The organism is Sorangium sp. So ce1335 (genome assembly GCF_051521615.1).
Taxonomy (GTDB): domain Bacteria; phylum Myxococcota_A; class Polyangia; order Polyangiales; family Polyangiaceae; genus Sorangium.
Window position 1 is genome coordinate 2,515,395 of the sequence record NZ_CP150363.1, and the last position, 24,622, is coordinate 2,540,016.

Consider the following 24,622-nt stretch of genomic DNA (forward strand, 5'->3'; position numbering starts at 1 on the left):
GAGGTGTCCGCTTGATCGAGAGACGGATCCCGCGGCGCGCCGTCGGGCGCGCTGCCTGCGTGACGAGAGCGTGCGCGTTCCATCGGGCCGCCTGCTGCCTCCTGCTCGCGGGCAGTGTAGCCGCCTGCGAGCGGCGCGTGCAGGTCGCGGGGCCGCCCGACGCATCGCGCGAGGGCGCCGCAGGCCAGGTCGCGCCGGGGAGCGCGGCGCCGCCGGCCACGGCGGGCGCCGCGCCGGCCGGATCGACGCCCGCGGCGCAGGCTGCCGCGCCGGAAGGCGCCGCGGCGCAGGGCGCCGCCGCGCCGGACGCTGCGTCCGCGGCGCAGGGCGCGTCCGGCGCGGAGCTCGCCCGCCCGGCGAAGTGCGGCGGCGTTCCGCCGCTGAAGCTCACCCTCGTCGCGAGCGGGCTCGATCAGCCGACGTACGTTGCCGCGCCGCCCGGCGATCCGGCGCGCCTCGTCGTGCTCGAGAAGGCGGGGACGATCCGGCTCCTCAAGGACGGCGCCGTCCAGCCGGCGCCCTTCCTCGACCTGCGATCGCGCGTGCACTTCCCGGCGCCGAACGCGGAGGGCGGCCTGCTCGGGCTCGCGTTCCACCCGGACCACGCGAAGAACGGGCGCTTCTGGCTCCACTACTCGTCGGGCCCGCGCGGCAACGTCGTGATCGACGAGTGGAAGCGCGGGGCGCAGGGCGGCGACGCCGCCCATCCCGAGCCGGTCCGCACCCTGGTCGACGTGAAGCACGGCGCCTGGAACCACGTGGGCGGCATGCTGGCCTTCGGCAAGGACGGCTTCCTGTACGCAGCGATCGGCGACTCCGCGCGATCGCCGAGCCCCGCGCCGGACCTCACCTCGAAGCTCGGCAAGATCCTCCGCATCAACGTCGATGAGCCGTCCAGGGCGCCGGCGGGCAACATGACGGGCGGCGATCCGATGATCTGGGATTACGGGCTCCGCAATCCGTGGCGCTTCAGCTTCGACCGGCTCACAGGGGATCTGTACATCGGGGATGTCGGCCAGAAGAGCTGGGAGGAGATCCTCGTGGAGCGCCCCGGCCAGGGGAGGAACGATTACGGCTGGGACGCGATGGAGGGCGCGCACTGCTATCCTCCGGGGTCCACGTGCACGCCGCGCGGGGTCGCGCCCGCGGTCGAGCACCCGCGGAGCGAGGCGGGCTCGATCGTCGGCGGCTACGTCTACCGCGGCGCGAAGATCCCGTGCCTGCGCGGCCGCTATCTCTATGCCGATTACGTGACGGGCCGGTTCTTCTCCTTCGTGTGGGACGGCAAGGCCGCGACCGACCGCGTCGAGCTCACCTCGGCCCTGAGCCCGAACGGCCTCCCGTCCTCGTTCGGAGAGGACGCCGCCGGCGAGATCTACGTGGTGATGTTCAACACGGGGCGGCTCTACCGGCTCGATCCGGCGTGAGGCCCCGCAGCGACGCGTCGAGGAAGCCGAGCACGTCGCGCTGGAGCCGGCGGTGAAACGCCTCGCGATCGAACCCGGGGGGATCGCTCGCGGGCAGGAAGCCCGGGGTATTCATGGAGGGAGGGAACGGGCTCAAGAAGGAGAAGTGGCCCGCGTTCTCGACGACCTCGTAGGTGACCTGTGCCCGGTCGGGGACGAGGTCGAGGACGAGCTGCCCTTGCCACCGCGGCGTGATGCGGTCGTGCTCCGCCACGAGGAGGAAGATGGGCACCGTGACGTCCTGCAAGGCGTCATTGGGGACGAACCAGCTCGTCGCGGGGCTCATCAGGACGAGCGCCTTGACGCGCGGGTCTCTCGTGGTGACCTGAAGCCTCCGCCCCAGCCCCGCCCAGGGCTGCGCGCCCGCGACCGCGAGCGCGGCATAGCCACCCATGGAGTGTCCGATGAGCGCGACGCTGTCGCGCTGCAGACGAGGGCCGATCTCCGCGTCGGAGCAGAGCGTGTCCAGCGTCAGCCGGATGTGCCGGGGTCGGTTCTCGAGGTTCTCGATCGCATCGGAGAGCGATTGATCGTGGCGGTTGTCCCCGGGGTGCTCCGGCATCGCGACGAGATACCCGCTCTGCGCGAGGTGGGACGCGAGCGTCCGGTACGCGAGGGGCGTCCCGCTGCGGCCGTGCGAGACGACGACGAGGGGCGAAGGGCCGCCGGGAAGGGGGGCGTCCAGGGAGACGTCGAGCGTGTAGGGACCCATCGAGACGACCCCGGCGGGGACGTGCGTCGGGTACAGCAGCAGGACCGGGAAGGAGAGGTCCTTCATCGCATCTCGAACGACAAGGCGGCGGCAGCCCACGAACCGATTCATGCTCGCTTCTCCGGAGCGGGTCGGGAAGACCCCGTGAAATGGTTGTCTGTTCACTGGAGCGGGAGGAAGACGTCCGTGACCGCCTCGTGATCGGGCACGTCCGGGAAGAAGCGCAGCCGCCGCAGAAAGAGCGGGAAATCCCGCGGCTCCTCCCCGCTCGCGGGCAGCCAGGTCGCGTAGAGGTACTTCACCGCCTCGTAGAGCGTGTCGTCGCAGCCGGTGTGCCGCAGGACGGCGCAGCGGCCGCCGGGGATCGTCTTCTCGACGACGCCGAACGGGTTCTCCGACACGGGGCGATGGGTGCCCGCGCAGAGGTCCATGCGATAGGCCTCCGCCGGGGTCCCGGCCGGGTCGTCGTACAGGATGTTGAAGGTCGCGCTGAGCCGCGGCGGCAGCCTGTTCTCCTTGCGCCAGGCGATGAGCTTGCGCACCGACTCGAGGATCCGCTTCGGGTCGCCCCGGTGCTCGAAGGCGGCGACGCGCGCCTCGTCGAACCGCACGACGCTCACGTCCTCCGGACGATGAGCGGCCTGCAGGGGGAGGACCCTTGTCCCTCTCAGGCGCTCGTGGGTCGCGTGCCAGGGATCCCACCGCGGCTGGTCCCGGAACTCGGAGGGCGTCTGGTCGAACGCCTTCTTGAAGGCGCGAGAGAAGGCCTCGTGGCTCTCGTACCCGCTCGCCAGCGCGATGTCGATGATCCGGGCCTGCTCCCGCTCCGGCAGGGCGAGCCGGTACGACGCGCGTCGCAGGCGGAGGAGCTTCACGTACTCGTGGACGCCCATCCCGAACAGCTCGGAGAACTGCCGTTGAAAATGGTACTTCGAGAACGCAGCGACGCCGCTCAGCCGATCGAGCGTCAAGTCCTCGTCCAGGTGCGCGTCGATGTGCTCGAGCACCCTGCGGAACCTGGCGATGTAGGCGCTCTCGGCGGCTTCGGGCAACGCTGTGTCCTCCTCGGCGAGAGGCAGGGTAGCGAGGGGCCGACGGCCCTGCCTGACCGAAATTGCTGATCTTCGGGGCGGCGCCTCAGCCGCCGCGCGCGAGCTCGTCGCGCGCCTGCGCGGTGAGCTCGAACGAGCGCACGCGCGCGGCGTGGTCGAAGATCTGCGAGGTCACCATGAGCTCGTCGGGGCGGGTGCGGGCGATGAAGGCCCCGAGGCCGCGCCGCACCGTCTCCGGCGAGCCCACGACCGAGCAGGAGAGCGCCTGCTCGATGCCGGCGCGCTCCAGCGGGCCCAGCTCGCGCTCGAAGCCCTCGACGGGCGGCGGCAAGGGCCCCGGACGGCCGCGGCGCAGGTTGACGAAGGCCTGCAGGAGCGAGGTCCACAGCAGGCGGGCCTCGTCGTCCGTGTCGGCCGCGAACACGTTGAGCCCGAGCATGACGTGGGGCTGCGCGAGCTCGGCCGAGGGGCGGAACTCCCTGCGGTACAGCGCGATCGCCTGCATCATCTGGCCCGGCGCGAAGTGCGACGCGAACGCGTAGGGGAGGCCCAGCGCCGCGGCGAGCTGCGCGCCGAAGAGGCTGGAGCCGAGGATCCAGATCGGCACGCTCAGGCCGGCCCCGGGCACGGCGCGCACGAGCTGGTCGGGCTCCGCTGGGCGGAAGTAGCCCATCACCTCGAGCACGTCCTGGGGGAAGCTGTCCGCGTCGCCGGACAGGTTGCGCCGCAGCGCGCGGGCGGTGACCGGATCGGTGCCGGGCGCGCGCCCGAGCCCCAGATCGATGCGCCCCGGAAAGAGCGACGCCAGCGTGCCGAACTGCTCGGCGATCACGAGCGGCGCGTGGTTCGGCAGCATGATCCCGCCCGCGCCAACGCGGATCGTCGAGGTCCCGCCGGCCACGTGCGCGATCACGACCGAGGTCGCGGCGCTGGCCACGCCGCCCATGTTGTGGTGCTCGGCCAGCCAGTAGCGGCGGTAGCCGAGCCGCTCGGCGTGCCGGGCAAGGTCGAGCGTGTTGCGCAGCGCCTGGGCGGCGTCTCCGCCCTGGACAATGGGAGATAGGTCGAGAACGGAAAAAGGCATCATGTCGGGCACCTCGCTCGACTGTTGCACGACGAGGACGGCCGCGGGAGCGCCGGGAGCAGCGCCGCGCCTCGTGAGAGGGCCCCCGGAGCGCCCTCCGCTGCGCTCCCGTCCGCCCGGCGCCCTGGCCATGGCGCTCGAGCCGCCTGGAACGGTCATGACGCGGCCGCGCCCGCTGTACTACGCTCGTGGCGTGCGCCGTTCCGTCTCGCCGCTGCGCCGCCTCCCGCTGGTCCTCGCCGTCGTCGCCGCGTCGGCCGCCGCCCTCGCGCCGCCCGGCGACGCGGCCGCGTTCCTCTGGCCCAACGTGCCGGAGCAGATCGCGCGCGCGCTCGCGTCCGGCGACGTGTCCGAGCGCCGGCTCGCCGCGACCCGCGTCGGCGAGCTCGCCCCGGAGACGGCCATCCAGCTCATCCAGAAGGGCATGAGCGACCCGGACGTCGAGGTGCGGCTCCACCTCGCCGGGGCGGCCGTGCGCTTCCGGATGCCGCGCGCGGGAGACCTCGTGATCGAGTGGCTCGGCGAGGGCGACGCGCGCCTGCGGCTCGCCGCCTGCGACGTGATCCGCGCCGCGCCGACCGACCGCTCCGTCGTGGCGCTCGGGCGCGTGCTCGGCGACCCCGACCCGCACGTGCGCCTCGCCGCCGCGGCCGCGATGGGCGCAGCGGGGCTCCCGGACGCCGTCTCGCCGCTGCTCGGCCACCTCGACGACACGGCGCCCGAGGTGCGCGCGGAGGTCGCGCGCGCGCTCGGCCGCATCGGCGACGCGCGCGCGGTCGTGCCGCTCATCGGCAAGGTGCAGGACTCGATCCCCGAGGTCCGCAGGGCCACGGCGCGGGCGCTCGGAGAGCTCGGCGACGCGCGGGCCGTCAGCGCGCTCATCCTGGCGCTGCAGGACGCGTCCCAGGACGTGCGCGTCGAGGCGGTGACGGCGCTCGGCCGGCTGCGCTCGGACGACGCGACGTCCGCGATCGCCGACCTCGTGGCGGCGTCGCCGGGGGCCCTCGGCGCGTTCCCCGGGTCGCGCCCGGCGGACAGCGGCACCTCGAGCAACGACGTGCGCGAGGCGGCGCTCCGGGCGCTCGGCCGCATCGGCTCCGACGCCGCGGTGCGGGTGCTGCTCGCGGCGCTCGCGAAGGACGACCCCGCGGCGCCGCGGTCCGCCGTGCGCGACGCCCTCGTCAGCGCCGGCAAGCTGCCGGCGACGCCGGGCGCCGCGGCATCGGGCGGCGCCGCGCCCCAGAAGAACGCGACGGTCCCGGCGCTCATCGCCGCCCTCGCGGCCGCGCCGTCGGCCAACACGGCGGCGGGCGCGGCGCTCGCGCTCGGCGAGCTCAGGGCCACCGAGGGGCTCCCCGCGGTCGTCCGCGGCATGCAGCGCGGCGTCGTCCCGCTCCGGCACGGGCTCCGCGCCCTCGGGGCGCTCGGCGACCCCGCGGCGCTGCCCAGCGTGCTCGAGCTGCTCGGCGACGCCGACCCCTCGGTCCGCCGCGAGGCGATCCGCGCCGCGACCGCCCTGCTCGATCCGGCGCGGCCCGACGGGCGCGCCGTCGACCCCGCGCGCGCCCTGCTCGTCGACCCGGCCACCCCGCACGACGAGAAGCTCGCCCTCGTCCAGCTCCTCGGGCGCACCGGCTCGCCGCGCGCGCAGGGGGTGCTGCTGCCGCTCGCGAAGGCGCGCTCCGCGCCGCTCCGCCTCGCCGTCATCGAGGCGCTCGGGGCCGCGCGCGCCGCCGGCAAGCTCGGCGCCTCGGTCGACGCCGCGCTGCTCGAGGCGCTCGACGACGAGTCGGCCGACGTGCGCCTCCGGGCGGCGATCTCGCTCTCCCGCGTCGCCGGCCCGGGGAGCGCGCGCGCGCTCCTCCAGCGCCTCACCGTCGCCGCCGAGCAGGACAGGGGCGCGCTCGGCATCGCCCTCTCGGGCGCGCTCTCCCGCGCGGGCGGGCCAGCGCCGAAGGACGCGAAGGGCGCGCGCCAGGCGGCGGTCATCGATGGGCGCGACCTCGCCCAGGACGTCGCCGCGGCGGTCGCCAGCGCGCCGGACGCCGCGCGCGACGCGCTGCTCGAGGGGCTCGGCCGCATGCCGGGGCAGGCCGCGGGCGCCGCGCTCGCCCGGATGGCCGCGGCCGCGCCCATCGACGACCGCCGCAAGATCGCCGAGGCGCTCGCGGGCCACCCCGAGGCCGCCGCCGCGCTCCGCAAGCTCGCGGGCGACCCGGACCCGGGCGTCCGCGCCAACGCGATCTGGTCGCTGGGCGCGGTGGGCGACAGGGACGCGCTGCCGCTGCTCGCGCCCCTGCTCAAGGACCCCGACGCCGCCGTCGCGGGCAACGCGGCCGGCGCGATCGGCCGCGTCGCCGCCCGCGCCGGCCAGCCCGCCCGCGCCGCCGCGGCGCTCTGCGGGGCGCTCTCCGACGCGCGCCCCTACGTGCGCGCCAACGCGCTCGCGGGCCTCACCGTCGCCCGGGCGCGCTGCGACGGCGCCGCGGCCCGCGACCTGCTCGCGCGCGACCCCGCCGAGGCGGTCCGCCTCGCCGCCGCCGACCACCTCGGGCGGGGCGGCGCCGACGACGACCGGCGCGCGCTCGCCCGCTGCGCCGGCGAGGACCGCAACGCGACGGTCGCCTCCCGCTGCGCGCACGCGGCGCTCCCGCCCCGCGCGCCGCCGCCCGGCGCGGAGGACGTCGTCGTCTTCGTCGTCCCCTTCGACGCGGGCCGCGACGGCCCGGCCCGCGACGCGCCCGTCCCGCGCGCCCCGTTCGCGCTCGTGCGCGCCGACGGCCTCATGCGCCTCGGCGTCGCCGACCGCCGCGGCGAGCTCTTCGAGCGCGGCGCGCCCCCCGGGCCGATCCGCCTCGCCGTCCCGGCGCCGCTCGTGAAGTGAGCCCGCGCCCGCCGCGCTGAGCCGTTCGCCATGCGCAGCCGACCCGACGTCGAGCTCCGGATGTCCAGGACCGTCCACCCGGGCGACGTCATCCTCGTGGAGCTCGTGCTCCGCAGCCGCGGCAGGACGCCGGTCGACTCGATCGCGCTCCACCTGGAGGGAAGCCAGGTCGCCCGCGTCGAGGAGCGCGTCCTCGTGCCCCCCCACTTCCTCTCGCTCGCCGCCCGCGTCTCGGGGGCGACGACGCTCCCCGAGGGCGAGCAGCGCTACCGCGCGAGCTTCCCGCTCCCCGCCGACGCGCCCTGCTCGTACCTCGGCACGCGCGCCGAGATCCGCTACGGCATCACGCTCACCATCGCGATCCCGTGGTGGCTCGACGTCCAGGAGTCGTACGAGGTGCTCGTCACGCCGCGCCCCGTCCCGCGCCCCGAGCGGGCGCCCGTCGCGGGGACGACGGCGCGCGGCGACAGCCCCTTCGTCGAGGTCTCGCTCGACGATCAGGTGTTCGCGCCGGGCGACGAGATCTCCGGGGCGGTGGCGCTCGGCAACGTGCAGGGCCGCGGCGTGCGCGGGATGGAGATCTCGCTCGTCGGCGTCGAGCGCCTGCTCAGCGCCGACCCCGCCGCGACGAACCGCGCCACCGAGGCGCACCGCTTCACCGCCTTCCGCCGCGCGGACAGCCGCGACGAGGGGCGCGAGCTGCCGTTCCGGTTCCGGATCCCCCGCTCGGTCGCGCCCTCGTTCGACGCCGGCTGGGTCGCGCTCGTCTGGGGGCTCGAGGTGCGCGTCGAGCTCGCGCGCGGCGGCGGCGTCGTCCACACGACGCCGCTCGTCCTCGGCGTCTTCGATCGGCCGCCCGGCCTCGGCGCGATCCGCCGGCAGATCGGCTCGGGCAGGTGGCGCGCCGTCTGGGGCGCCGTCGGCGCGCGCCACGGCCTGTCGCTCGACCCGCTGGAGCTGCGCCTGTCGGGCGCGATCGCCGGCTGCGCGGCGTCCGTGTGGATCGACGCGGGCTCCTCGTCGAGCGGCGCGCTCGTGGGCGAGCTGCGCTGGCCGTCGTGGGGGCTCGACCTCGACGTCGGCATGAAGCGCTTCCTTCTCGCGCTCTCGTCCGAGGACGAGGAGGGCTTCGGCCGCCGCTACCGCGTGCGCGGGCGCGACCCCGGCCAGGTCCGCGCCGTCATCGCGGGCCCGCTGCGCCGGGCGCTCCTCGCGTTCGACGACGTGCGGCTCGACGACGAGCGCGCGTCGGTCCGGTCGCGCACGCCGGGCCACGACCAGCCGTGGCTCGGCGCGTTCCTCGAGCACCTCGCCGCGCTGGCGGCCGAGATCACCGCCGCGTCGGCCCGCATCCCGCCGCCCACGCCGATGGCGGGGATGCGCCCGGCCTGGGAGCGGTTCGCGGCCGAGCTCCACGGCCGCTTCGAGGTCGGCCGCATGCGCATCCGCGACGCGCAGCTCGACGGCGCCACGTTCCACATCGACACCTGCTTCGAGCGCGGCCCGCACCCCGAGTGCTCCGAGGTCACGCTGGTGCTCGACCCGCCGCTCGACGCCGCCTTCGATCACGACGACCCCGAGCTCCTGCGCGCCGCGTCGCCCGGGGTGCGCGCGGCGATAAAGCGCCTGCGGGCCCGCGCGCGCGCGCTCCGGATCGCCCCGCACGCGATCGTCGTCACGGTGCCCGCGCCGCTCGAGGACCCCGCGACGCTGCGCGATCTGCTCGGCGCGCAGCTCCACCTGGCGGCGCTCCTGCGCGGCCCGCGCGTCGCCGGCCCGTACCGCTGAGCCGCGACGGGAGGGCGCAGCCGGCGGGCCGCCGGAGCCACGGGGCCGCGAATCATGGAAGGCGCTCGGCGCGCGACACCGGAAGCGCGGGATCACGGGATCACGGAATCACCGAAGGAGAAGGCGCGCAGCGGCGGGGGGGAGCGCGCGCCGGGAATCTCCTGATGCCGCCGTCGCACCGACTCCCTCACAAATTTCCACACAAAACGCCGGCAGATCCGGGCTAGAGTCCCCGCCCATGCTCGACAAGCTCTCTCGCCAAGAACGCCTTCAGCTCATGCGGTTCATCTGTTCGTTCGCCTGGGCCGACCTCCAGGTGCGCGAGCAGGAGCGCGAGTTCGTGCGCAAGATGATCCTGCGCCTCCAGCTCGACGAGGAGGAGGCGAAGGAGGTGCGCGGCTGGCTCGAGGTGCCGCCCACGGCCGACGACCTGGACCCGATGAAGATCCCCCGCGCGCACCGGCAGCTCTTCCTGGCCGCCGCGCGCGAGATGATCTCGTCCGACGGCGAGGTCGGCGAGGAGGAGCGCGAGAGCCTGAACCTGCTGGAGCAGCTCACGCGCTGATCCGGGCGCGGCGCGCCCGATGGCCTGGTGGATCGACGACCCGACGACGCGGTGAACCGCGGTGGCTTGTAGCAAGTAGGTAGCTGGTAGAACGATGAGCACGATGGCGCAGGGAGGGGCCGGCGAGGGCCGGTCCTCCACGGAGATGGGAGCGAGCGCGACCGAGAGGCCCTGGGTCGGCGTGATCATGGGCGGCAAGAGCGATTACGAGCACCTCGCGGTGACGAGCGAGCTGCTCACCCAGCTCGGCATCCCGCACGAGGTGCGCGTCGTCTCGGCGCACCGCACGCCGGACAGGATGTTCGAGTACGCCACCACGGCGGCCGATCGAGGGATCGAGGTGATCATCGCCGCCGCGGGCGGCGCCGCCCACCTGCCCGGCATGGTCGCCGCGAAGACGGTGCTGCCGGTCATCGGCGTGCCCATCCCCGCCACGGCGCTGAACGGGATGGACGCGCTGCTGTCGATCGTCCAGATGCCGAAGGGCGTCCCCGTCGCCACGATGGCGATCGGCAAGCCCGGCGCGGCGAACGCCGCCCTGTTCGCGGCGGCGATCCTGTCCGGCAAGCACCCCGAGCTCCGCGAGCGCCTCACCGCCTTCCGCAGCGCGCAGGAAGCGGCGGTGCTCCGCGACGCCATCCTCGTCTAGGTCCTCCCGCCATGCCCATCATCGCCCCCGGCTCCACGCTCGGAATCCTCGGCGGCGGCCAGCTCGGCCGCATGACGGCGCTCGCCGCCCGCACCCTCGGGTACAAGGTCCACGCCCTCGACCCCGATCCGGACTGCCCCGCCCGCTCGGTGCTCGATCGCTGCATCGTCGCGTCGTTCGACGACGTATCGCAGGCGGCCGAGCTCGCGTCGCAGTGCGACGTGGTGACCCTCGAGATCGAGAAGATCGCGACGGACGGCCTCGCGGCCGCGGCGCGCTTCGCGCCGGTGCGCCCGTCGGCCGACGTGCTCGCCATGGTGCAGGACCGCGGCGTGCAGAAGGGCTGGCTGTCGCGCAACGGCTTCCCGGTGGGCCCGTTCCGCGAGGTCGCGACGAGCGGCGAGCTCCTCGAGGCGACGCGCGCCATGGGCGGGGCGTGCTTCGTGAAGTCGTGCCTCGGCGGGTACGACGGCCGGGGGCAGCTCCGGCTGTCCGCTGGCGCGGGCGGCGCGGGCGACCCGGGGAAGAGCGGGGGCGACGCCGGGGAGCTCGAGCGGGAGGCCGCCGCGCTCTTCGCGTCGCTGGGCGGCCAGCGCTGCGTCGTCGAGCAGGCGCTCGATCTCGAGGCCGAGCTGTCGGTGCTCGTCGCGCGGAGCCCGAGCGGCAAGCTGGCGGTCTACCCGCCGGCCCTGAACCACCACCAGAACCAGATCCTCGACTGGTCGCTGCTCCCGGGCCCGCTCTCGGCCGCCGTCACGGGGCAGGCGGTGCAGATCGCGCTCGACCTCGCGGTCGGCCTGCGCGTCGAGGGCCTGCTCGTCGTCGAGCTGTTCCTGCTCAAGGACGGGCGCCTGCTCATCAACGAGCTCGCCCCGCGGCCCCACAACAGCTACCACGCGTCCGAGGTCGCCTGCGCGACGAGCCAGTTCGAGCAGGCGGTGCGCGCCGTGTGCGACCTGCCGCTCGGCTCGGTGGAGATCGTCCGCCCCGCCGCGATCGTCAACCTGCTCGGCGACGCGTGGCAGAACGGCGCGACGCCGGCGTTCGAGGCCGCGCTGGAGATCCCGGGCGTGCGGCTCCACCTCTACGGCAAGCGCGTCGCCCGCCCCGGCCGCAAGATGGGCCACCTCTCGGCCACGGGCCGCACGCCGGAGGAGGCGCTCGTCGCCGCGAAGCTCGCGATGGCCCGCCTCTCGGCGCAGGCCGGGCTGCCGCCGCTCTCCGGCCGCTGACGGCGCCCGCCGCGGTCGTCCCGCCGGCGCGCGCGCGGTCGTCGGGCTGCGCGCCGGTGCCCCTCCGCCGGCGCGCCGTGCGGCAGAGCGCCGTCGCGCGGCAGCGCCGTCGCGCGGCAGCGCCGTCGCGCGGCAGCGCCGTCGCGCGGCACGACGACGGCGCGCTGGGCGAGCCACGCTGTCGGCGGCCACCGGCAACACGAGCGCTCCTGCCATATCCCGTCTCCCTAGGGCGCAACACCGTATGTTCCTGACAGGACCGCCCTGAGCGCCCGCGCGGCGCCGTCGCCCCGCCGTGACGATTCATGCGTCGCCGTCGACTCGCGGCGTGACTGCACACCTGGGACAACCCTGTAGGGCAAAGACGGTATGTCCTCACGTGCTCTTGCTCAGCTCGCCACACGCATTTCGAGCGCTACGCTGTTGTCTGGAACAATGGTGATGCCGCGGCCGCGCCTCTCGTGAGCTCGGCAGAACCATGGCCTTCCCTGACACGGCGGCGACGACCGCCCGCGGAGGAGCAAGACGATGAGGAGAATCTTTTTCTTGGTGTTGGCGTGCGCGACGGCCGCGCTGGGCAGCGCGGCGTGCGGAGGGACGGACAAGGGCGATGGCGAACCTGGCGGCGGCGGTACGGGCGACGGCGCCACGGGCGACGGCGCCGCGCCGGGGACCGACGCGACGTCGGGGTCCGGCCAGTTCTCCGTCGACGCGCAGGGCGGGACGTTCACCGCGGAGGACGGCTTCACGATCGAGGTGCCGGCGGGCGCGGTGAGCGCGGAGACGGAGATCACCATCGAGCGCGTCGACGAGGCCCCCGAGGGCGCGGTCGGGCCCATGTACGTCCTCGGCCCGGAGGGCCTGACGTTCGCCAGGCCGATCACGCTCACGCTGCCGATCACCCTCCAGCTCAAGGTGGAGCTCGGCGACAACACCGTCCTTGGTGCCTATGGCTTCACCAAGAAGGAGGGCTCGGACGATTTCGAGCCGCTCGCGCGACACGACGTCTCCAGGGAGAGCGTCGTCACGGAGGCCGACCGCCTCTCCAGCTTCTATCCCGGGATGGTCCTGCCGACCTTCATGGCGAGCAAACACCGCTACCCGAGCGCGCTGGCCGCCGACGCGTCCTTCCTCTACTTCGCGAGCGGCGGCCCCGAGGAGGCCGAGACCGGGGACAGGAACGACGGTTACGTCTACCGCGCGAAGCCGGGCGCCACCGAGCTGGAGGCGATGATCCCGGCCGATCCCGATCCAAAGGCGCTGTGGGTCAACGATTCCCACGTGTACTGGGCGAGCGGCGGCGACGACGATCCGGTCATCCCTTCGGCGATCCGGCGCGTCCACAAGGAGAGCCTCGAGGTGGAGACGCTCGTCGAGGTCGGCTATGCCGTGAGCCTCATCGGCGACGGATCGGCCCTCTACTTCGGCGACGGCTGGGGAGAGGCGCTCTACAAGATGCCGCTCGACGGCGGCGAGCCGGTCGTCCTCGCGTCCGACGCCGGGATCGCCGAGCACATCGCGCAGGACGAGGAGCACATCTACTGGACCGGCGGCGCCGCGACGAACAAGGTCTACAAGGTGGCGAAGGCGAGCGGAGAGGTGACCGTCATCGCCGAGAACGAGGCCGAGCCCGCCGGGATCGCCGTGGACGCGGAGTTCGTCTACTGGGCCAACGTCGGCGACGGCGGCGTGTTCAAGGCGCCCATCGCCGGAGGGCAGAAGACCCTGGTGTATCAGGGCGTCTCGATGTCGGGGCTGGCCATCCGGGGCTCGACGCTGTTCTCGACGGACATGAGCGGGAACCGCGCGGTCAACGCGCACGATCTCGAGGGCAACAGGACTGTCGTTCTCGCGCTCGGCCAGCCCGTCGCGTGGCGCGTCCTCGCCCCGGAGGGGGAGGGCGTGTTCTGGTCCAGCGCCGGCGATTACCGCTACGAGGGCCAGGTCGCTTTCTACAAGGCTCCTTGAACGCCCGCGTCCCGGCGGCGGCCGCGGGCGCGCGACAGCAGGTCCGAGCACGGTGCCTGTCCGTCCTCGCCGCGCGCCGCCGCCGGGCGGCTTCGCACGCTGCACCGCGAGATCTCCTGAGGCCGCCCGCCAGGGCGCGCTCGCGCCGCGCGGCCGCGGGGGCTTGGCGCATTGACGGCCCGAGACGTCCTCGCGTATCTGTTCATGCTCGATGCAGATCACCGTCGCGAGGGCCCGGCTGCGGACCGCGCTGTTCGCCGCGCTGGCGGCGGTCGCGGGCGCCGGGCTCGCCGTCGAGGTGCTGCAGCCCATCTTGCACCTGAAGAACCGCAGCGGCGTCGTCCCGCTTCTCTCGCTCAGCTACGAGCAGAATGTGCCCACGTGGTACACATCGTCTCTGCTCTTCGCGTGCTCGCTCACCCTGGCGGTCATCGCCGCCGGCGCCCGCCGCGCGGGTGGGTTCGTGAGGCACTGGTGGGGGCTCTGCGCGGCGTTCCTCTACATCTCGCTCGATGAGGTCGTCGAGATCCACGAGGCGGCGAGCTCCTGGATCGAGCTGGGCGGGGTCCTGTATTTCAGCTGGGTGATCCCGGCGGCCGTCGTCGTGGCGGTGTTCGCGCTCGCGTACCTCAGGTTCCTCGCGCACTTGCCGCGGGACACGCGGAATCGCTTCGTCCTCTCGGGCGGCATCTATGTCACCGGCGCCCTCGTCCTCGAGCTGCCGCTCGGGTACTGGACCGAGCAGGCCGGGAGCAACAACCTCGTCTACGGGCTCATCGATTTCGTGGAGGAGTCGATGGAGATGCTCGGCGTGAATCTCTTCCTGCTCTCGCTCGTCGACCATCTCGGCGTGCAGGGGTGGACGATTGGCTTCTCGCAGGCAGCACCGGAGCCGCGGCCCGCGGACATCGAGCGTCACGCATGAGCGCGCGGGCCGAGCCTGCGCCTGCTGCGCTCGCGCGGGCCGAGCCCGCCCCTCCTGCGCTCGCGCGGGCCGAGCCTGCGCCTGCTGCGCGCCTCGCCGCGGTGGGCAGGGCGGCGTACATCGTCAGCCCCTGGTACGACTGGGCCTTCTTCCTGCTCCCGCCGATCGTCGCGCTCGCCGTCGGCGCCCTGATCGCCGGGACGCCGCTCACCGACTCGAGGTTCAGGCTCCATGGGGAGAAGGTCACGTGGGCGGGGCTCTTCATCGGCACGCTCATCCACGGCCACCTCGCCGCCGTGCTCCTCCGGAGCCACGGCAACGCGGACATCTTCCGGCGGTACCGGCTCCGCTTCCTCGTGGCGCCGGTCGCGCTGTTCGCCGCGATGATGGTGTCCATGTGGGCCGTCGCATGCGTGTCGGTCCTCGTCGTGTTCTGGGACGTCTACCACTCGGCGCTCCAGACGTTCGGCCTGGGGCGCATCTACGACGCGCGCGCGGGGAACGCGCCGGCGCTCGGCCGCCGGCTGGATCTCTGGCTCAACCTGCTCCTCTACGCCGGCCCGATCCTCGCCGGCGCGACGATGCTCCTCCACTTCCAGAGCTTCGACGTCTTCGAGGACGTGAACGCCGCCTTCTTCACCGCCGTCCCGGCGCTGATGGCGTCGAACCACCGCGCCATCACGTGGGCCGTCATGGCCGCAGGCACCTTGTTCCTTCTCTGTTACGCGCTCGCGTACCGCGCGATGCACCGGCGGGGCTACCGGGTGTCGTTCCCCAAGGTGTGGCTGCTCGTGAGCACGGGGCTCTGCTCCATCTATACATGGGGGTTCAACCCCTGGGGACAGGCGTTCTTCATCATGAACCTGTTCCACGCCGTGCAGTACCTCGCGCTCGTCTGGTGGTCGGAGGGCGGCCGCCTCCGCCGCCGGCTGCGCCTCGACGCGTTCCGGGCCGGCAAGGCGATCGCTGCGGCCGCGTTCCTCGGCGGCGTCCTGGCCTACGGGATCTGGGCGGAGCTCGCGCCGGCGGACGACAGGGTGCTCTGGTCGATCACCCAGACCGTGGCGCTTCTGCACTTCTGGTACGACGGCTTCATCTGGTCCGTGACCCGCAAGCAGGTGTGAGGCGCACAGGATGCGGACCGTGGACACACCGGATCATGCTCACGCCGACGCGGCGCCTCCCGCGCGCGGCCGCTCTGTCTGGTAGCATGGGCGGCCGGCTCGCCGGGCGCCGCGCGTCGATGCCTTCACTCGAACGCTCGCGATAACGCTTCAAGGCTTTGCCAACGAGGGATGTATGCGAATCCAGGGTTGTCTCCGATCCGTGCTCTTCGCGCTCGCGCTCGCCTCCACGGCGCTCGTCTCGCCTGCCTGCAGCAAGTCGCCGGAGATCACGGCGGAGAGCATCGACGACAACTGGGCGCTGACGGAGCAGCACGAGCCCGGGTCGGTCGTCATGACCGTCGCCCAGGACGGACGGGTGACGGCGCTCGTGAAGGATCGCGACGGCAAGCCGATCGAGGAGGGCATCTCGGGCAACGTCACGGTGAAGGTGCCCGGCAAGGACGGCGCCCCCGTGCCCGTGGAGCTCGTGCCGCAGCCGAAGTCGGGGGGAGTCCTCGTCGCCAAGATCCCGCCGCTCGAGGACGACCTGACCGAGGTGAACTACGAGTTCAAGATCAAGGGCGAGCCGTTCAAGGGGGTGCTCCACGTGCCGCGCGGCGGGACACGGGAGCTCCAGGAGAGCGCCAAGGAGAACCAGGCGCACAAGCTCGATGGGATGAAGGGCCCGAACGGCGGCGTGCTCCAGCAGGTCGGGGACGACATCGTGGAGATCGTCGCCGACAAGGACTCGGGCGAGATGCGCGCGTATGTGCTGGATGTCAACCTCAAGCCGGTCCCGATCGGCGATCGCGAGATCAAGATCGCCGTCCACACGCCGTCGGGGCCGGACGTCATCGTGCTCGCGCCCGGGCCCGACCGGCTCTACTTCACGGGCAAGCTGAAGGTGAAGGTCAACCCGACCAAGATCACGGTGGTGCTCAAGCACGGCGGGCACACCGACGTTGTCCTCTGCGGCTACCGCCCGGGCTCGGTGATCGTCGTCGGCCCGAGCGCGCCCGCGATCGGCATCCTCGTGGCCGCCGCGTGGGCCGTGAAGGTCAACGTCAAGCCGACCGTCGTTGTGCACGACGACGATGACGACGACGGCCGCCGCGTCATCGTCATCCACAAGGGCAAGGGCAAGGGCAAGGGGAGGGGCAAGTGGAAGTGGAAGTGACGGGGGAGGTGCGCGCCGCGGCCTGGCGCGGCGCGCGCGGAAGACGCGCGGCAAGGTAGCGGCGCTGCGCGCCCGCGCCTCACCCGACGGACCCGTACCGAGCCATCTCGACGCTCGCGGTCCGACTGTTTCTGTTTGCCGTATTACACTTCATCGCGCTGCGCTCCGCCTTGATTTTGCCTACGCGCCGATGAATACCCGCGCGACCCCGCGCAACGAAAGGTGGCGGGCGCGGCCGTTTCTCCAGGCGCCGGATCCGGCGCTCGTTCGCTTTCATCCACGGTCCGCGGGACGAAGCTAAATGTGCGGAATTCTAGGTTTGGTGCAGGACGCCTCCCTGCACGTCGATCCCCGCGCGCTCGAAGCGGCCGCCGCCGTCCAGGGGCATCGTGGGCCGGACGGGCGTGGGTTCAAATTTTTCACCATCGGTGAACGCACGGTTGCGCTCGCGCATCAGAGGCTCTCCATCCTCGACCTCAGCGACGCCGGACTTCAGCCCATGGGGTATAGAGGCGCCGAGGGCAGCCTCGTTTACAACGGGGAGGTCTACAACTACATCGAGCTTCGCGAGGAGCTCGCTGCAGCCGGTGAAACGTTCTCGTCCCGCACCGACACGGAGGTGCTGCTGGCCGCTTTGCACCGCTGGGGGCCGGAGCGCGCGCTGAGCCGGCTCAACTGGATGGGCGCGTTTGCGTGGCTCGATCTCGCGCGGCGACGTCTCGTGCTGGCCTGCGACGCGGGCTCGGAAAAGCCCCTTTACTACTGCGCCGAGCCCGGGCGCATCGCGTTTGCCTCGGAGATCAAGGCAATCCTCACCCTCATGGGCCGAAAGTTCCCGCTCGATCGGGATGTGGTGGGGCAGCTCCTGTTCCAGGGGTTGAGCGACGCCACGACGAGGACTCTGTTCGAGGGCATCCGGCGCGTCGAGGCAGGCACCTGGGTGCAGATCGAGCTCGACGCGCCGCGCCTCGAGCTGAAGGCGTCGCCGTTCCAGCCGCTGGCCCACCCGGGCGATCCGTCGCGCATGCGGATGGCCGATTTCATCGAGGAGCTGCGGGGCACGTTCGTCGACGCCGTGCGCCTGCGCCTGCGCAGCGACGTCCCGGTCGGGGTGCTGCTGTCCGGTGGCGTTGATTCCTCGGCCATCGCCGCCGTGGCCCAGGCGCTCGTCGGTCGTGACGACGCTCCGCTCTTGCTGTCCGCCGTGAGCAGCGACGCGCGATTCGATGAGTCCTCGTACATTGCTGTCATGGAACGTCATTTACGGCGGGACGCGCACAAGATCGTCCTGCCCTCGGCGCCGGAGGCGCTGGTCGCCGAGATCTCCGAGGCGAACTGGTTCAACGATGCGCCGATCGCCAGCCTGTCAGCGCTGGCGCACCGGCGCCTCATGAAGCGGGCGAAGGAGCTCGGGATCACGGTCGTCCTGAGCGGGCAAGGCGCCGACGAGAGCCTGCTCGGATACCGCAAGTACCTGGGCTTCTATCTCCAGTCCCTGGCGCGGCACGGCCGGTTCCTGGAGGCCGCCCGCGTGCTGGCGGGCTTCATCGCGAACCGGACGGTCGTCACCGACTTCGACCTGGGCCACGCCAGGAGATACCTGCCTTTCCTGCGGCGCCGAGGGGGCGGCAGCGCCGAGGGCACGCCGCTCGCGATCGAGGGCCCCTGGCTGCGCGGCTGGGAGGCGCGACCGCTCGGCCTCGGTGACGGCACGCTGGCGGACCGCCAGTGGGACGACATCCGGCACTACTCGGTGCCGTCGCTGTGTCACTACGAAGATCGAATGTCGATGTCGTGGGGGCGGGAGATTCGTCTCCCCTTCCTCGATTTTCGGCTGGTGGATCTGCTGCTGCGCGCGCCCGACTCCTACAAGCTACGTCGCGGCTGGACCAAGTACGCGTTCCGCAGGTCGATGGCGCGCTATCTGCCGCCCGAAGTGTGCTGGCGCAAGGACAAGAAGTGCTTCTCCAACCCGGAAGGCGAATGGCTGAAGGGCGAGCTGCGGGAAGCCGTTGAAGACGCGTTCTCCCGAGGCAGCCTGATGTGCCGCGCTGGCATTGTCCGGAGCGACGCGCTGCTCGCGATGTACGACCGCTACCGGCGCCAGCCCCCCGGGGGAGCCATCTGGCACCGGGGGATCTTCGCGCCGCTCTCGCTCGAGCTGTGGATGCGACGCTACGAGGGCTGGATCGCGTGACGCTCGTGCGAGCGCCCCTCCGGCCATCGTGCTGACCGTGGACACCGTCGAGAGCATCCTGGAAGTGACGCGGGAGGGGCGCGCCGCCGTCTGGCGCGGCGCGCGCGGAAGACGCGCGGTAAGGTAGCGGCGCTGCGCGCCAGCGCCCCACCCGACGGAAGGCCTCCCCCATGACCGAAGCGCCCGAGCTCCCCGACCTCTCGCCCGACGACAGCCACCCCCGGGCGGCCGCTGCCCTCACCGACGCGTTCTTCTGGTCGCTCACCGACGAGACCGCCCCGTTCGGCAACGAGACGGCGCACGAGACCCTCACCGCCTTCCGCGACTTCCGCGACGAGCACCCGAAGGGCAGCCCCCTCGAGCTCCTCGACGAGCTCCTCGCCCGCTGGGAGGTGGAGAGCGCGCACTGGGACGCCGTGGACGCGGCCGAGGTCCAGGCGCTCGGCGAGGAGGACGAGTACGGCCTCCTCACCCGGGACGAGGCGATCCTCGCCCTCGCCTTCAGCCAGATCGTCGCCGAGGGCAGGCTCGACCCCGAGGTCCGCCGCCGCGCGCTGCTGGCGCTGGCGCGTCAGGCGCTTCCCGCCCTGCTCAGCGCCTTCGAGGGGCGCGCGCTCGAGCGGGCGCTGCGGATCGACCGGATGAGGGCTGTCCTCTCGGCGCGCTGGGACTGAGCACCTCGCCGCCGGAGGACGGGCTCGCGGCGGCGAGGCGGCGCGATCTGTGCCGATGACGCAGACGACGCAGACGACGCCGGCGGAGCGATCCTGAAAGTTGCTCCTGTCTGGGGTCGCTGCGGAAATGCGGTTAGGCTCCTCGCCATGACGCGCATGGTTCTGGTGGCGATCGGCGCCGCGGTCGGGGCCGTGGTGGGAGCTCCCCTGGGGCTGTTCCTCGGAGCGCTCTTCGGAGGCAACTTCGCGAGCGGTGTCGAGTTCTGGGGTCTTCGGGGCTACGAGGCGACAGGCCGGCTGGGCCTGCTGCTCGGGGCGGTCCTCGGCGCGCTGCTCGGCGCCGCCGTCGCCCGGGCACGAGGAGCGGGCGCACAGCCGTAGTCGGCTCGTCCGGGCCGACGGCCTCGGGGAGCGGGCGTGAAGGGCCCCCACGTGCCCATTGACGCGCGGGCGCGAAGGCCGTGTGCTGCCGGCCAAGGAGAACACCGTGAGGACACATCTTCGATTGGCCGTGCTCTGTGCTGCTGCGCTCTCGGCAGCGGGCTGTGGTTCGGGCGACGACCCGGGGACCAGCGGCGCGCCCGGCACGGGCGCGACAAGCGCGTCGTCCCAGGGCGCGAGCGGCACCGGCGGCGGCGGGCAGGGGGGAACGGGCGCCGGCGGGAACGTGACGACGACCGTCGTCGTGAACGAGATCTCGGCCAGGGGCGGCGACTGGATCGAGCTGGGCAACCCGGGCGAGGCGGCGGCCGACCTCGGCGGGTTCGGCCTCTGCGACGCCGACGACATCGGCCAGTGCAACACGGCCGACGCGCTCCGGTTCCCCGAGGGCACGCAGCTCGCCCCGGGGGAGTACCTCCTCGTCCTCGGCGACCAGGCGGTCGAGGCCGGCCCGGGGCCCCACACGACGTGCCTTGCCGACGGCCCGAGCACCTGCTTTTACGCGACCTGGAAGGTGAGCGCCTCCAGGGGCGAGACCGTCTTCCTCGTCTCCCCGGACAACCAGGTGCTCGCCGAGCTCGCGTATCCGATCGAGGCGGCGGCGGATGGGCAGACGTGGGGCAGGCTGCCCGACCTGACCGGCGAGGGCGCCGTCACCGCGCCGACCCCGGGCGCGGCGAACGCAGCGCCGTAGTCCCGCGCGCCAGAGACCCCGCCGTGGACATGGGGGCTCCTCGCGAGGAGGCGGAGCCTTCGTCGCCAGCACCCTGTCCCACACACGAGCTGCGCTCCACGAGAGAGACAGGCTGCCACGCCGACGGCTCGGTGCAGCCCTGTGGATCCGGGGAGCTGCGCCAGGCATGAAGGAGGAAACAGTTGACGACGAGGATACCCAGACGAAGCGTGCTCGAAGGCCTGCTGGCGATCGGCGCTGTGGGCTGCGCGACGCGGGAGGCCGGGACGGCCGCGACGGCCGCGACAGCAGCGGGCAGAGGGCCGCAGCCGCCGGTCGACGAATGGCAGCGCATCCGGAGCGAGTTCGACCTGTCGCCCGCGTGGAACCACATGTCGAGCTTCCTGCTCGCCTCCCATCCGCGGCCGGTCCGGGAGGCGATCGAGGCGCTGCGGAAACAGCTCGACGACAATCCGCCCCTCGCGCTCCACACGCACGAGGATTCGACGCCCGTGCGGGAGGCGGCCGCGGCCTACATGGGCGCCAGGGCCGACGAGATCGCGCTCACCGACAGCACGACGATGGGGCTCGCCACGCTGTACCTCGGCCTGCCGCTCAAGGCCGGCGACGAGGTCCTCACGACGACGCATGATCATTACGTAACCCACGAGTCGCTCCGGTTCGCCGCGGAGCGGACGGGCGCCACGGTGCGGAGGATCGCGCTCTACGAGAAGAGCAGCGCCGCGACGGCGGAGGGCATGACGGAGGCGATCGCGAAGGCGCTCACCCCGGCCACTCGGGTCGTGGCGATCACGTGGGTCCACTCGAGCTCGGGGGTGAAGACGCCGGTGCGCGCCATGGCCGAGGTCATCGCCAGGGCGAACCAGGGACGGGCGCCGCAGGATCGCATCGTCTTCTGCGTCGACGGCGTGCACGGCTTCGGGGTCGAAGACGTCACCATGGCCGACCTCGGCTGCGACTTCTTCGCTGCCGGCTGTCACAAATGGATCTTCGGGCCCCGGGGCACGGGCGTGCTCTGGGGCAAGGCCGAGCTCTGGCCGATGCTCCGCCCGACCATCCCGCATTTCGGCCAGGAGGGGCACAAGGCATGGATCCAGGGACAGCCGGCCCCGCCCACCACCGCGAGCATGATGACGCCCGGAGGATTCCACTCCTTCGAGCACCGCTGGGCGCTGCCCGCGGCGTTCGCGTTCCACAAGAGCATCGGCAAGGCCAAGGTCGCGGCCCGTATCCACGCCCTGAACCGCCAGTGCAAGGAGGGCCTCCGGGCGATGAAGCACGTCACGCTGCACACGCCGCTCGAGGACGCGATCTCCGCCGGGATCATCTGCTTCGAGGTCGCGGGGATGACCCCGGAGGCCCTCATGTGGAAGCTCATCGAGCGGAAGGTCATCGCCACGACGTCGCCGTACGCGACCTCGTATGTCCGCGTCGCGCCGAGCATCATCAACTCCGAAGCGGACGTCGAGGCGGTGCTTCGCGAGGTCCGGGCGCTCGCCTGACGGCGCGCGCCTTCCTGTTCCGATTCGACCCCGGGTCGCCTACGGCGCTACCCCTCGCGGCGCGCCGTCGCCGGCGAGCCCCGTGGGGTCGTAGACGACGCAGCGCAGCTCGCTCGTGTACGCCTTGGCCTCCCGATCGGCGAGCCACAGCGCGTCGAACGACGGCAGCATCTCGCTGAGCCGGATCGGCCCTGACGCCCCCGCCTCGAGGCTCTGCCTCACCAGCTTGGCCATGAGCTCGACGAGGACCGGGCTGTCGAAGTCCACATAGCAGGGCTTGCGCTCGGCGGGCGTCCGGAGGAAGGCGAACCGCGGCAAGCCAAGGCGCCGCTGGAAGCGCCGCGCCTCGACCCAGCGCGCGAGCGGATCGTCGATGTCCACGAAGGGGATCTCGTCGGGCGCGACACGCCAGCTCTCCCTGGCGACGACCACGTCGCCCACCGTGATCCGGGGGCCGTGATCCATCGCGGGGGCCAGATCGAACGCGCTCGCGGCGATCGAGGTCGTGAGCACGCCCATGAACTCCATGAGCTCGAACCGCGGTGAGCCTGCCCGGTGGCGCACCTCGAGGCCGTCGCCCGCGCGCACCACGACGCAGTCCGCCACCCGCACCGTGCGCTCCGCGGGCGCCGGCGCGGGCTCGGACGAGAAGGCGTAATGGTAGGCGTCGGACGGGAACAGGCAGGGGCGCGTGCGCTGGGGCCAGCTGTCCTTCGTGAAGACGGGCACGACGACCTTCCCCGTCCGCTCTCGGTCCACCATGGCCATCAGCTGCTCCGGCGCCGGGTGCGCGTCCACGAACAGCGAGGAGAGCGTGTTGGAGAGGTGGATCTCGCCGAGGATGAACGTCACCTCGCCGCGCCGGATGGCGTCGACACCAGCGCCCGCGATCATCACGTCCGGCGCGAGGTACCGCGCCGCCCACGCGCCGGGCACGGGCTCGCCGAACGCCTCGCGCACCCGCGGCCGCAGCGCCTCGACCGTGCGCTCGACGCGCGCCGCGCCCGCCGGCAGGTCGAAGATCTCGGCCCAGCGCCGATCGAGCTCACGCCGCGCCCGCTGCACGACGAGCGGTCCCTCCCCGCCCTTCGCGACGAGCTCCGGACCGCTGTCGAGGAACGCGCGCTGGAGGGTCGACAGCTCCACCGCGTCCTCACCCGGACGGCGGACGCTCTCGAACAGCCGCACCAGCGCCTCGCGGTAGCCGCGGACGATCTCCGCGGCGAACCAGCGCGCGCTCGAGAGGACCAGCGACAGCGGCGGCCCCAGCCGGTCGAGCAGGGGCGCGCCGAGGGTCACCTGGGCGGACCGCCGACAGTCCTCGTAGACGAGCGTCCGGCCCGCATAGGCGCGCCCGGCGGCGCGGGTCGGCGACGCGCCCGTCATCCCGTGAAACGTCTCGTCGAGGCGCCCGAGGGCGAGATCGAGGGCCCTCGCGTCCCCCGCCGCGCGGCTCACCTCGGCCCGCGCCTCGACGAGGCGCGACAGCGCGCCCTCGGCGCGCTCGCGCAGCGCGGGGTCCCCGATCCGCTCGAAGGCGCGCGCCAGCTCGCGCTCCGGCCACGTCCCGAGCGCCACCTCCCAGCCCCAGGTGACCGCGCCCATCGCGCGCGCCGCTTCCAGCGCGGCGAGCGCCTCCTCCTCGCTGGCGAACGCGCGCGACGGCCCCGTGGAGAGGCGCGTCGCGATCGTCATCGCCGGGGTCACGCCGTCGCAGGCGCAGAGGAGCGCGGCGTGCGCCGGAGGCAGGGGCGAGGGCGGCATCCCCGGCGCGTGGAGCGCGCCGCCGTCGAGCCGCAGGTAAGGCAGCAGCCGGGGCGGCGCCCAGCGCCGGAGCGCCGGATCGGCGCAGAGCGTCTCCGCGAGCGCGTCGATGCACCAGGTCTCGAAGTGTACGCGGCGCTCCTCGATGAGCGCATCGCCCGGATCGAGCGTCAGCGCCTCGGTCCCCGTCCCGATGCGCGCCCAGCCCACGGGCCCGAAGAAGCCGATCGTGTCGTTCTTCGTGCAGTAGCGCTGGAGGTACAGCGTCACCAGCCGCTCCCGCTGCCTCACCTTCTTGTTCGCAGTCGCCTCGAGCGGCCTTGACGCCAGGCCCTCGACGCCCGTCTTGAACGCGCCGCGGTTCTGCCAGAGCACCGCCTCCCGGAAGCGCTCGTCCTGCGCGACGGCGCGCAGGTAGCCCCGGATCTTCAGGAGCTCGCCGTCGAAGCAGGCGCGCAGCGCCGGGTCTTCCCCCTTCTCCGGCGGCGAGGCGTCCAGGAGCGCCGCCGCCGCGGGCGCCGCGAGCGGCAGGACCGCATCCGCCGCGAACCCGGCCCCGCGCAGACAGGCCCACGGCCAGACCCCGAATGCGCCGCCGGGCAGCGGGACGAGGTGGTCGAGGGCAGGCGCCGGCGCGCTGCGCGCTGCGGGGAAAGGAGGCTCCGAGGAGACCAGGGTGTCCGGTGGCGGAATCAATGCAGGGGCTCGATCATCGGTGCTCACCGGGGGTACCGCTATCATT

The 24,622-nt window shown here is 73.1% G+C and carries 19 protein-coding genes; 15 read left to right on the plus strand and 4 right to left on the minus strand.

What is annotated here, in order from left to right:
- The first annotated feature begins 11 nt into the window (after positions 1-11).
- A complete protein-coding gene (locus WMF24_RS09395) occupies positions 12-1,427 on the plus strand; it encodes a PQQ-dependent sugar dehydrogenase (protein ID WP_437736037.1) in 1,416 nt (471 codons plus the stop codon).
- Here the strand turns inward: WMF24_RS09395 and WMF24_RS09400 are convergent.
- The 3 genes from WMF24_RS09400 to WMF24_RS09410 all read right to left on the minus strand — a co-directional run bounded on the left by WMF24_RS09400 (position 1,390) and on the right by WMF24_RS09410 (position 4,317).
- Positions 1,390-2,289, minus strand: a complete 900-nt coding sequence (locus WMF24_RS09400; RefSeq protein WP_437736038.1) for an alpha/beta hydrolase family protein — start codon at positions 2,287-2,289, stop codon at positions 1,390-1,392. The genes WMF24_RS09395 and WMF24_RS09400 overlap by 38 nt on opposite strands.
- Positions 2,290-2,339: 50 nt before the next feature.
- The gene (locus WMF24_RS09405; RefSeq protein ID WP_437736039.1) at positions 2,340-3,230 is read right to left on the minus strand and encodes an AraC family transcriptional regulator; all 891 of its coding nucleotides are present in this window, start codon (positions 3,228-3,230) and stop codon (positions 2,340-2,342) included.
- Between the two features lie 85 nt (positions 3,231-3,315).
- Positions 3,316-4,317, minus strand: a complete 1,002-nt coding sequence (locus WMF24_RS09410) for an LLM class flavin-dependent oxidoreductase (RefSeq protein ID WP_437736040.1) — start codon at positions 4,315-4,317, stop codon at positions 3,316-3,318.
- A gap of 190 nt (positions 4,318-4,507) precedes the next feature.
- Between WMF24_RS09410 and WMF24_RS09415 the strand changes: the two genes are divergently transcribed.
- The 14 genes from WMF24_RS09415 (at position 4,508) to WMF24_RS09480 (ending at position 22,116) form a co-directional block, all read left to right on the plus strand.
- Positions 4,508-7,198, plus strand: coding sequence for a HEAT repeat domain-containing protein (locus WMF24_RS09415; RefSeq protein ID WP_437736041.1), 2,691 nt, complete (start codon positions 4,508-4,510; stop codon positions 7,196-7,198).
- A 30-nt stretch (positions 7,199-7,228) separates the two neighbouring features.
- Positions 7,229-8,986: a hypothetical protein gene (locus WMF24_RS09420; RefSeq protein WP_437736042.1), complete on the plus strand. Its 1,758-nt coding sequence runs from the start codon at positions 7,229-7,231 to the stop codon at positions 8,984-8,986.
- Between the two features lie 277 nt (positions 8,987-9,263).
- Positions 9,264-9,551 (plus strand): TerB family tellurite resistance protein, encoded by a 288-nt coding sequence (locus WMF24_RS09425; RefSeq protein WP_437736043.1) that lies wholly within the window; start codon positions 9,264-9,266, stop codon positions 9,549-9,551.
- 145 nt (positions 9,552-9,696) lie between these two features.
- A complete protein-coding gene (gene purE, locus WMF24_RS09430; protein WP_437738783.1) occupies positions 9,697-10,200 on the plus strand; it encodes a 5-(carboxyamino)imidazole ribonucleotide mutase in 504 nt (167 codons plus the stop codon).
- An 11-nt stretch (positions 10,201-10,211) separates the two neighbouring features.
- A complete protein-coding gene (locus WMF24_RS09435; RefSeq protein ID WP_437736044.1) occupies positions 10,212-11,432 on the plus strand; it encodes a 5-(carboxyamino)imidazole ribonucleotide synthase in 1,221 nt (406 codons plus the stop codon).
- Positions 11,433-11,960: 528 nt separating this feature from the next.
- Positions 11,961-13,400: a DUF5050 domain-containing protein gene (locus WMF24_RS09440; protein ID WP_437736045.1), complete on the plus strand. Its 1,440-nt coding sequence runs from the start codon at positions 11,961-11,963 to the stop codon at positions 13,398-13,400.
- Positions 13,401-13,611: 211 nt separating this feature from the next.
- Positions 13,612-14,325 carry a hypothetical protein gene (locus WMF24_RS09445; RefSeq protein ID WP_437736046.1) on the plus strand — a complete coding sequence of 238 codons (714 nt, stop codon included), beginning with the start codon at positions 13,612-13,614 and terminating at the stop codon, positions 14,323-14,325.
- Complete coding sequence (locus WMF24_RS09450) at positions 14,322-15,449, plus strand: hypothetical protein (RefSeq protein ID WP_437736047.1); 1,128 nt, start codon at positions 14,322-14,324, stop codon at positions 15,447-15,449. The genes WMF24_RS09445 and WMF24_RS09450 overlap by 4 nt, the downstream gene beginning before the upstream one ends.
- 175 nt (positions 15,450-15,624) lie before the next feature.
- A complete protein-coding gene (locus WMF24_RS09455; RefSeq protein ID WP_437736048.1) occupies positions 15,625-16,608 on the plus strand; it encodes a hypothetical protein in 984 nt (327 codons plus the stop codon).
- A gap of 301 nt (positions 16,609-16,909) precedes the next feature.
- A complete protein-coding gene (asnB, locus tag WMF24_RS09460) occupies positions 16,910-18,805 on the plus strand; it encodes an asparagine synthase (glutamine-hydrolyzing) (protein WP_437736049.1) in 1,896 nt (631 codons plus the stop codon).
- Between the two features lie 170 nt (positions 18,806-18,975).
- Complete coding sequence (locus WMF24_RS09465; RefSeq protein WP_437736050.1) at positions 18,976-19,479, plus strand: hypothetical protein; 504 nt, start codon at positions 18,976-18,978, stop codon at positions 19,477-19,479.
- Between the two features lie 147 nt (positions 19,480-19,626).
- Positions 19,627-19,860: a hypothetical protein gene (locus tag WMF24_RS09470; protein ID WP_437736051.1), complete on the plus strand. Its 234-nt coding sequence runs from the start codon at positions 19,627-19,629 to the stop codon at positions 19,858-19,860.
- Positions 19,861-19,966: 106 nt separating this feature from the next.
- Complete coding sequence (locus WMF24_RS09475; protein WP_437736052.1) at positions 19,967-20,614, plus strand: lamin tail domain-containing protein; 648 nt, start codon at positions 19,967-19,969, stop codon at positions 20,612-20,614.
- Positions 20,615-20,823: 209 nt separating this feature from the next.
- Positions 20,824-22,116, plus strand: a complete 1,293-nt coding sequence (locus tag WMF24_RS09480; RefSeq protein WP_437736053.1) for an aminotransferase class V-fold PLP-dependent enzyme — start codon at positions 20,824-20,826, stop codon at positions 22,114-22,116.
- A 39-nt stretch (positions 22,117-22,155) separates the two neighbouring features.
- Here the strand turns inward: WMF24_RS09480 and WMF24_RS09485 are convergent, their stop codons facing one another.
- On the minus strand, positions 22,156-24,576 hold the full coding sequence (locus tag WMF24_RS09485) for a lantibiotic dehydratase (RefSeq protein ID WP_437736054.1): 2,421 nt from the start codon (positions 24,574-24,576) through the stop codon (positions 22,156-22,158).
- Positions 24,577-24,622 lie beyond the last annotated feature (46 nt).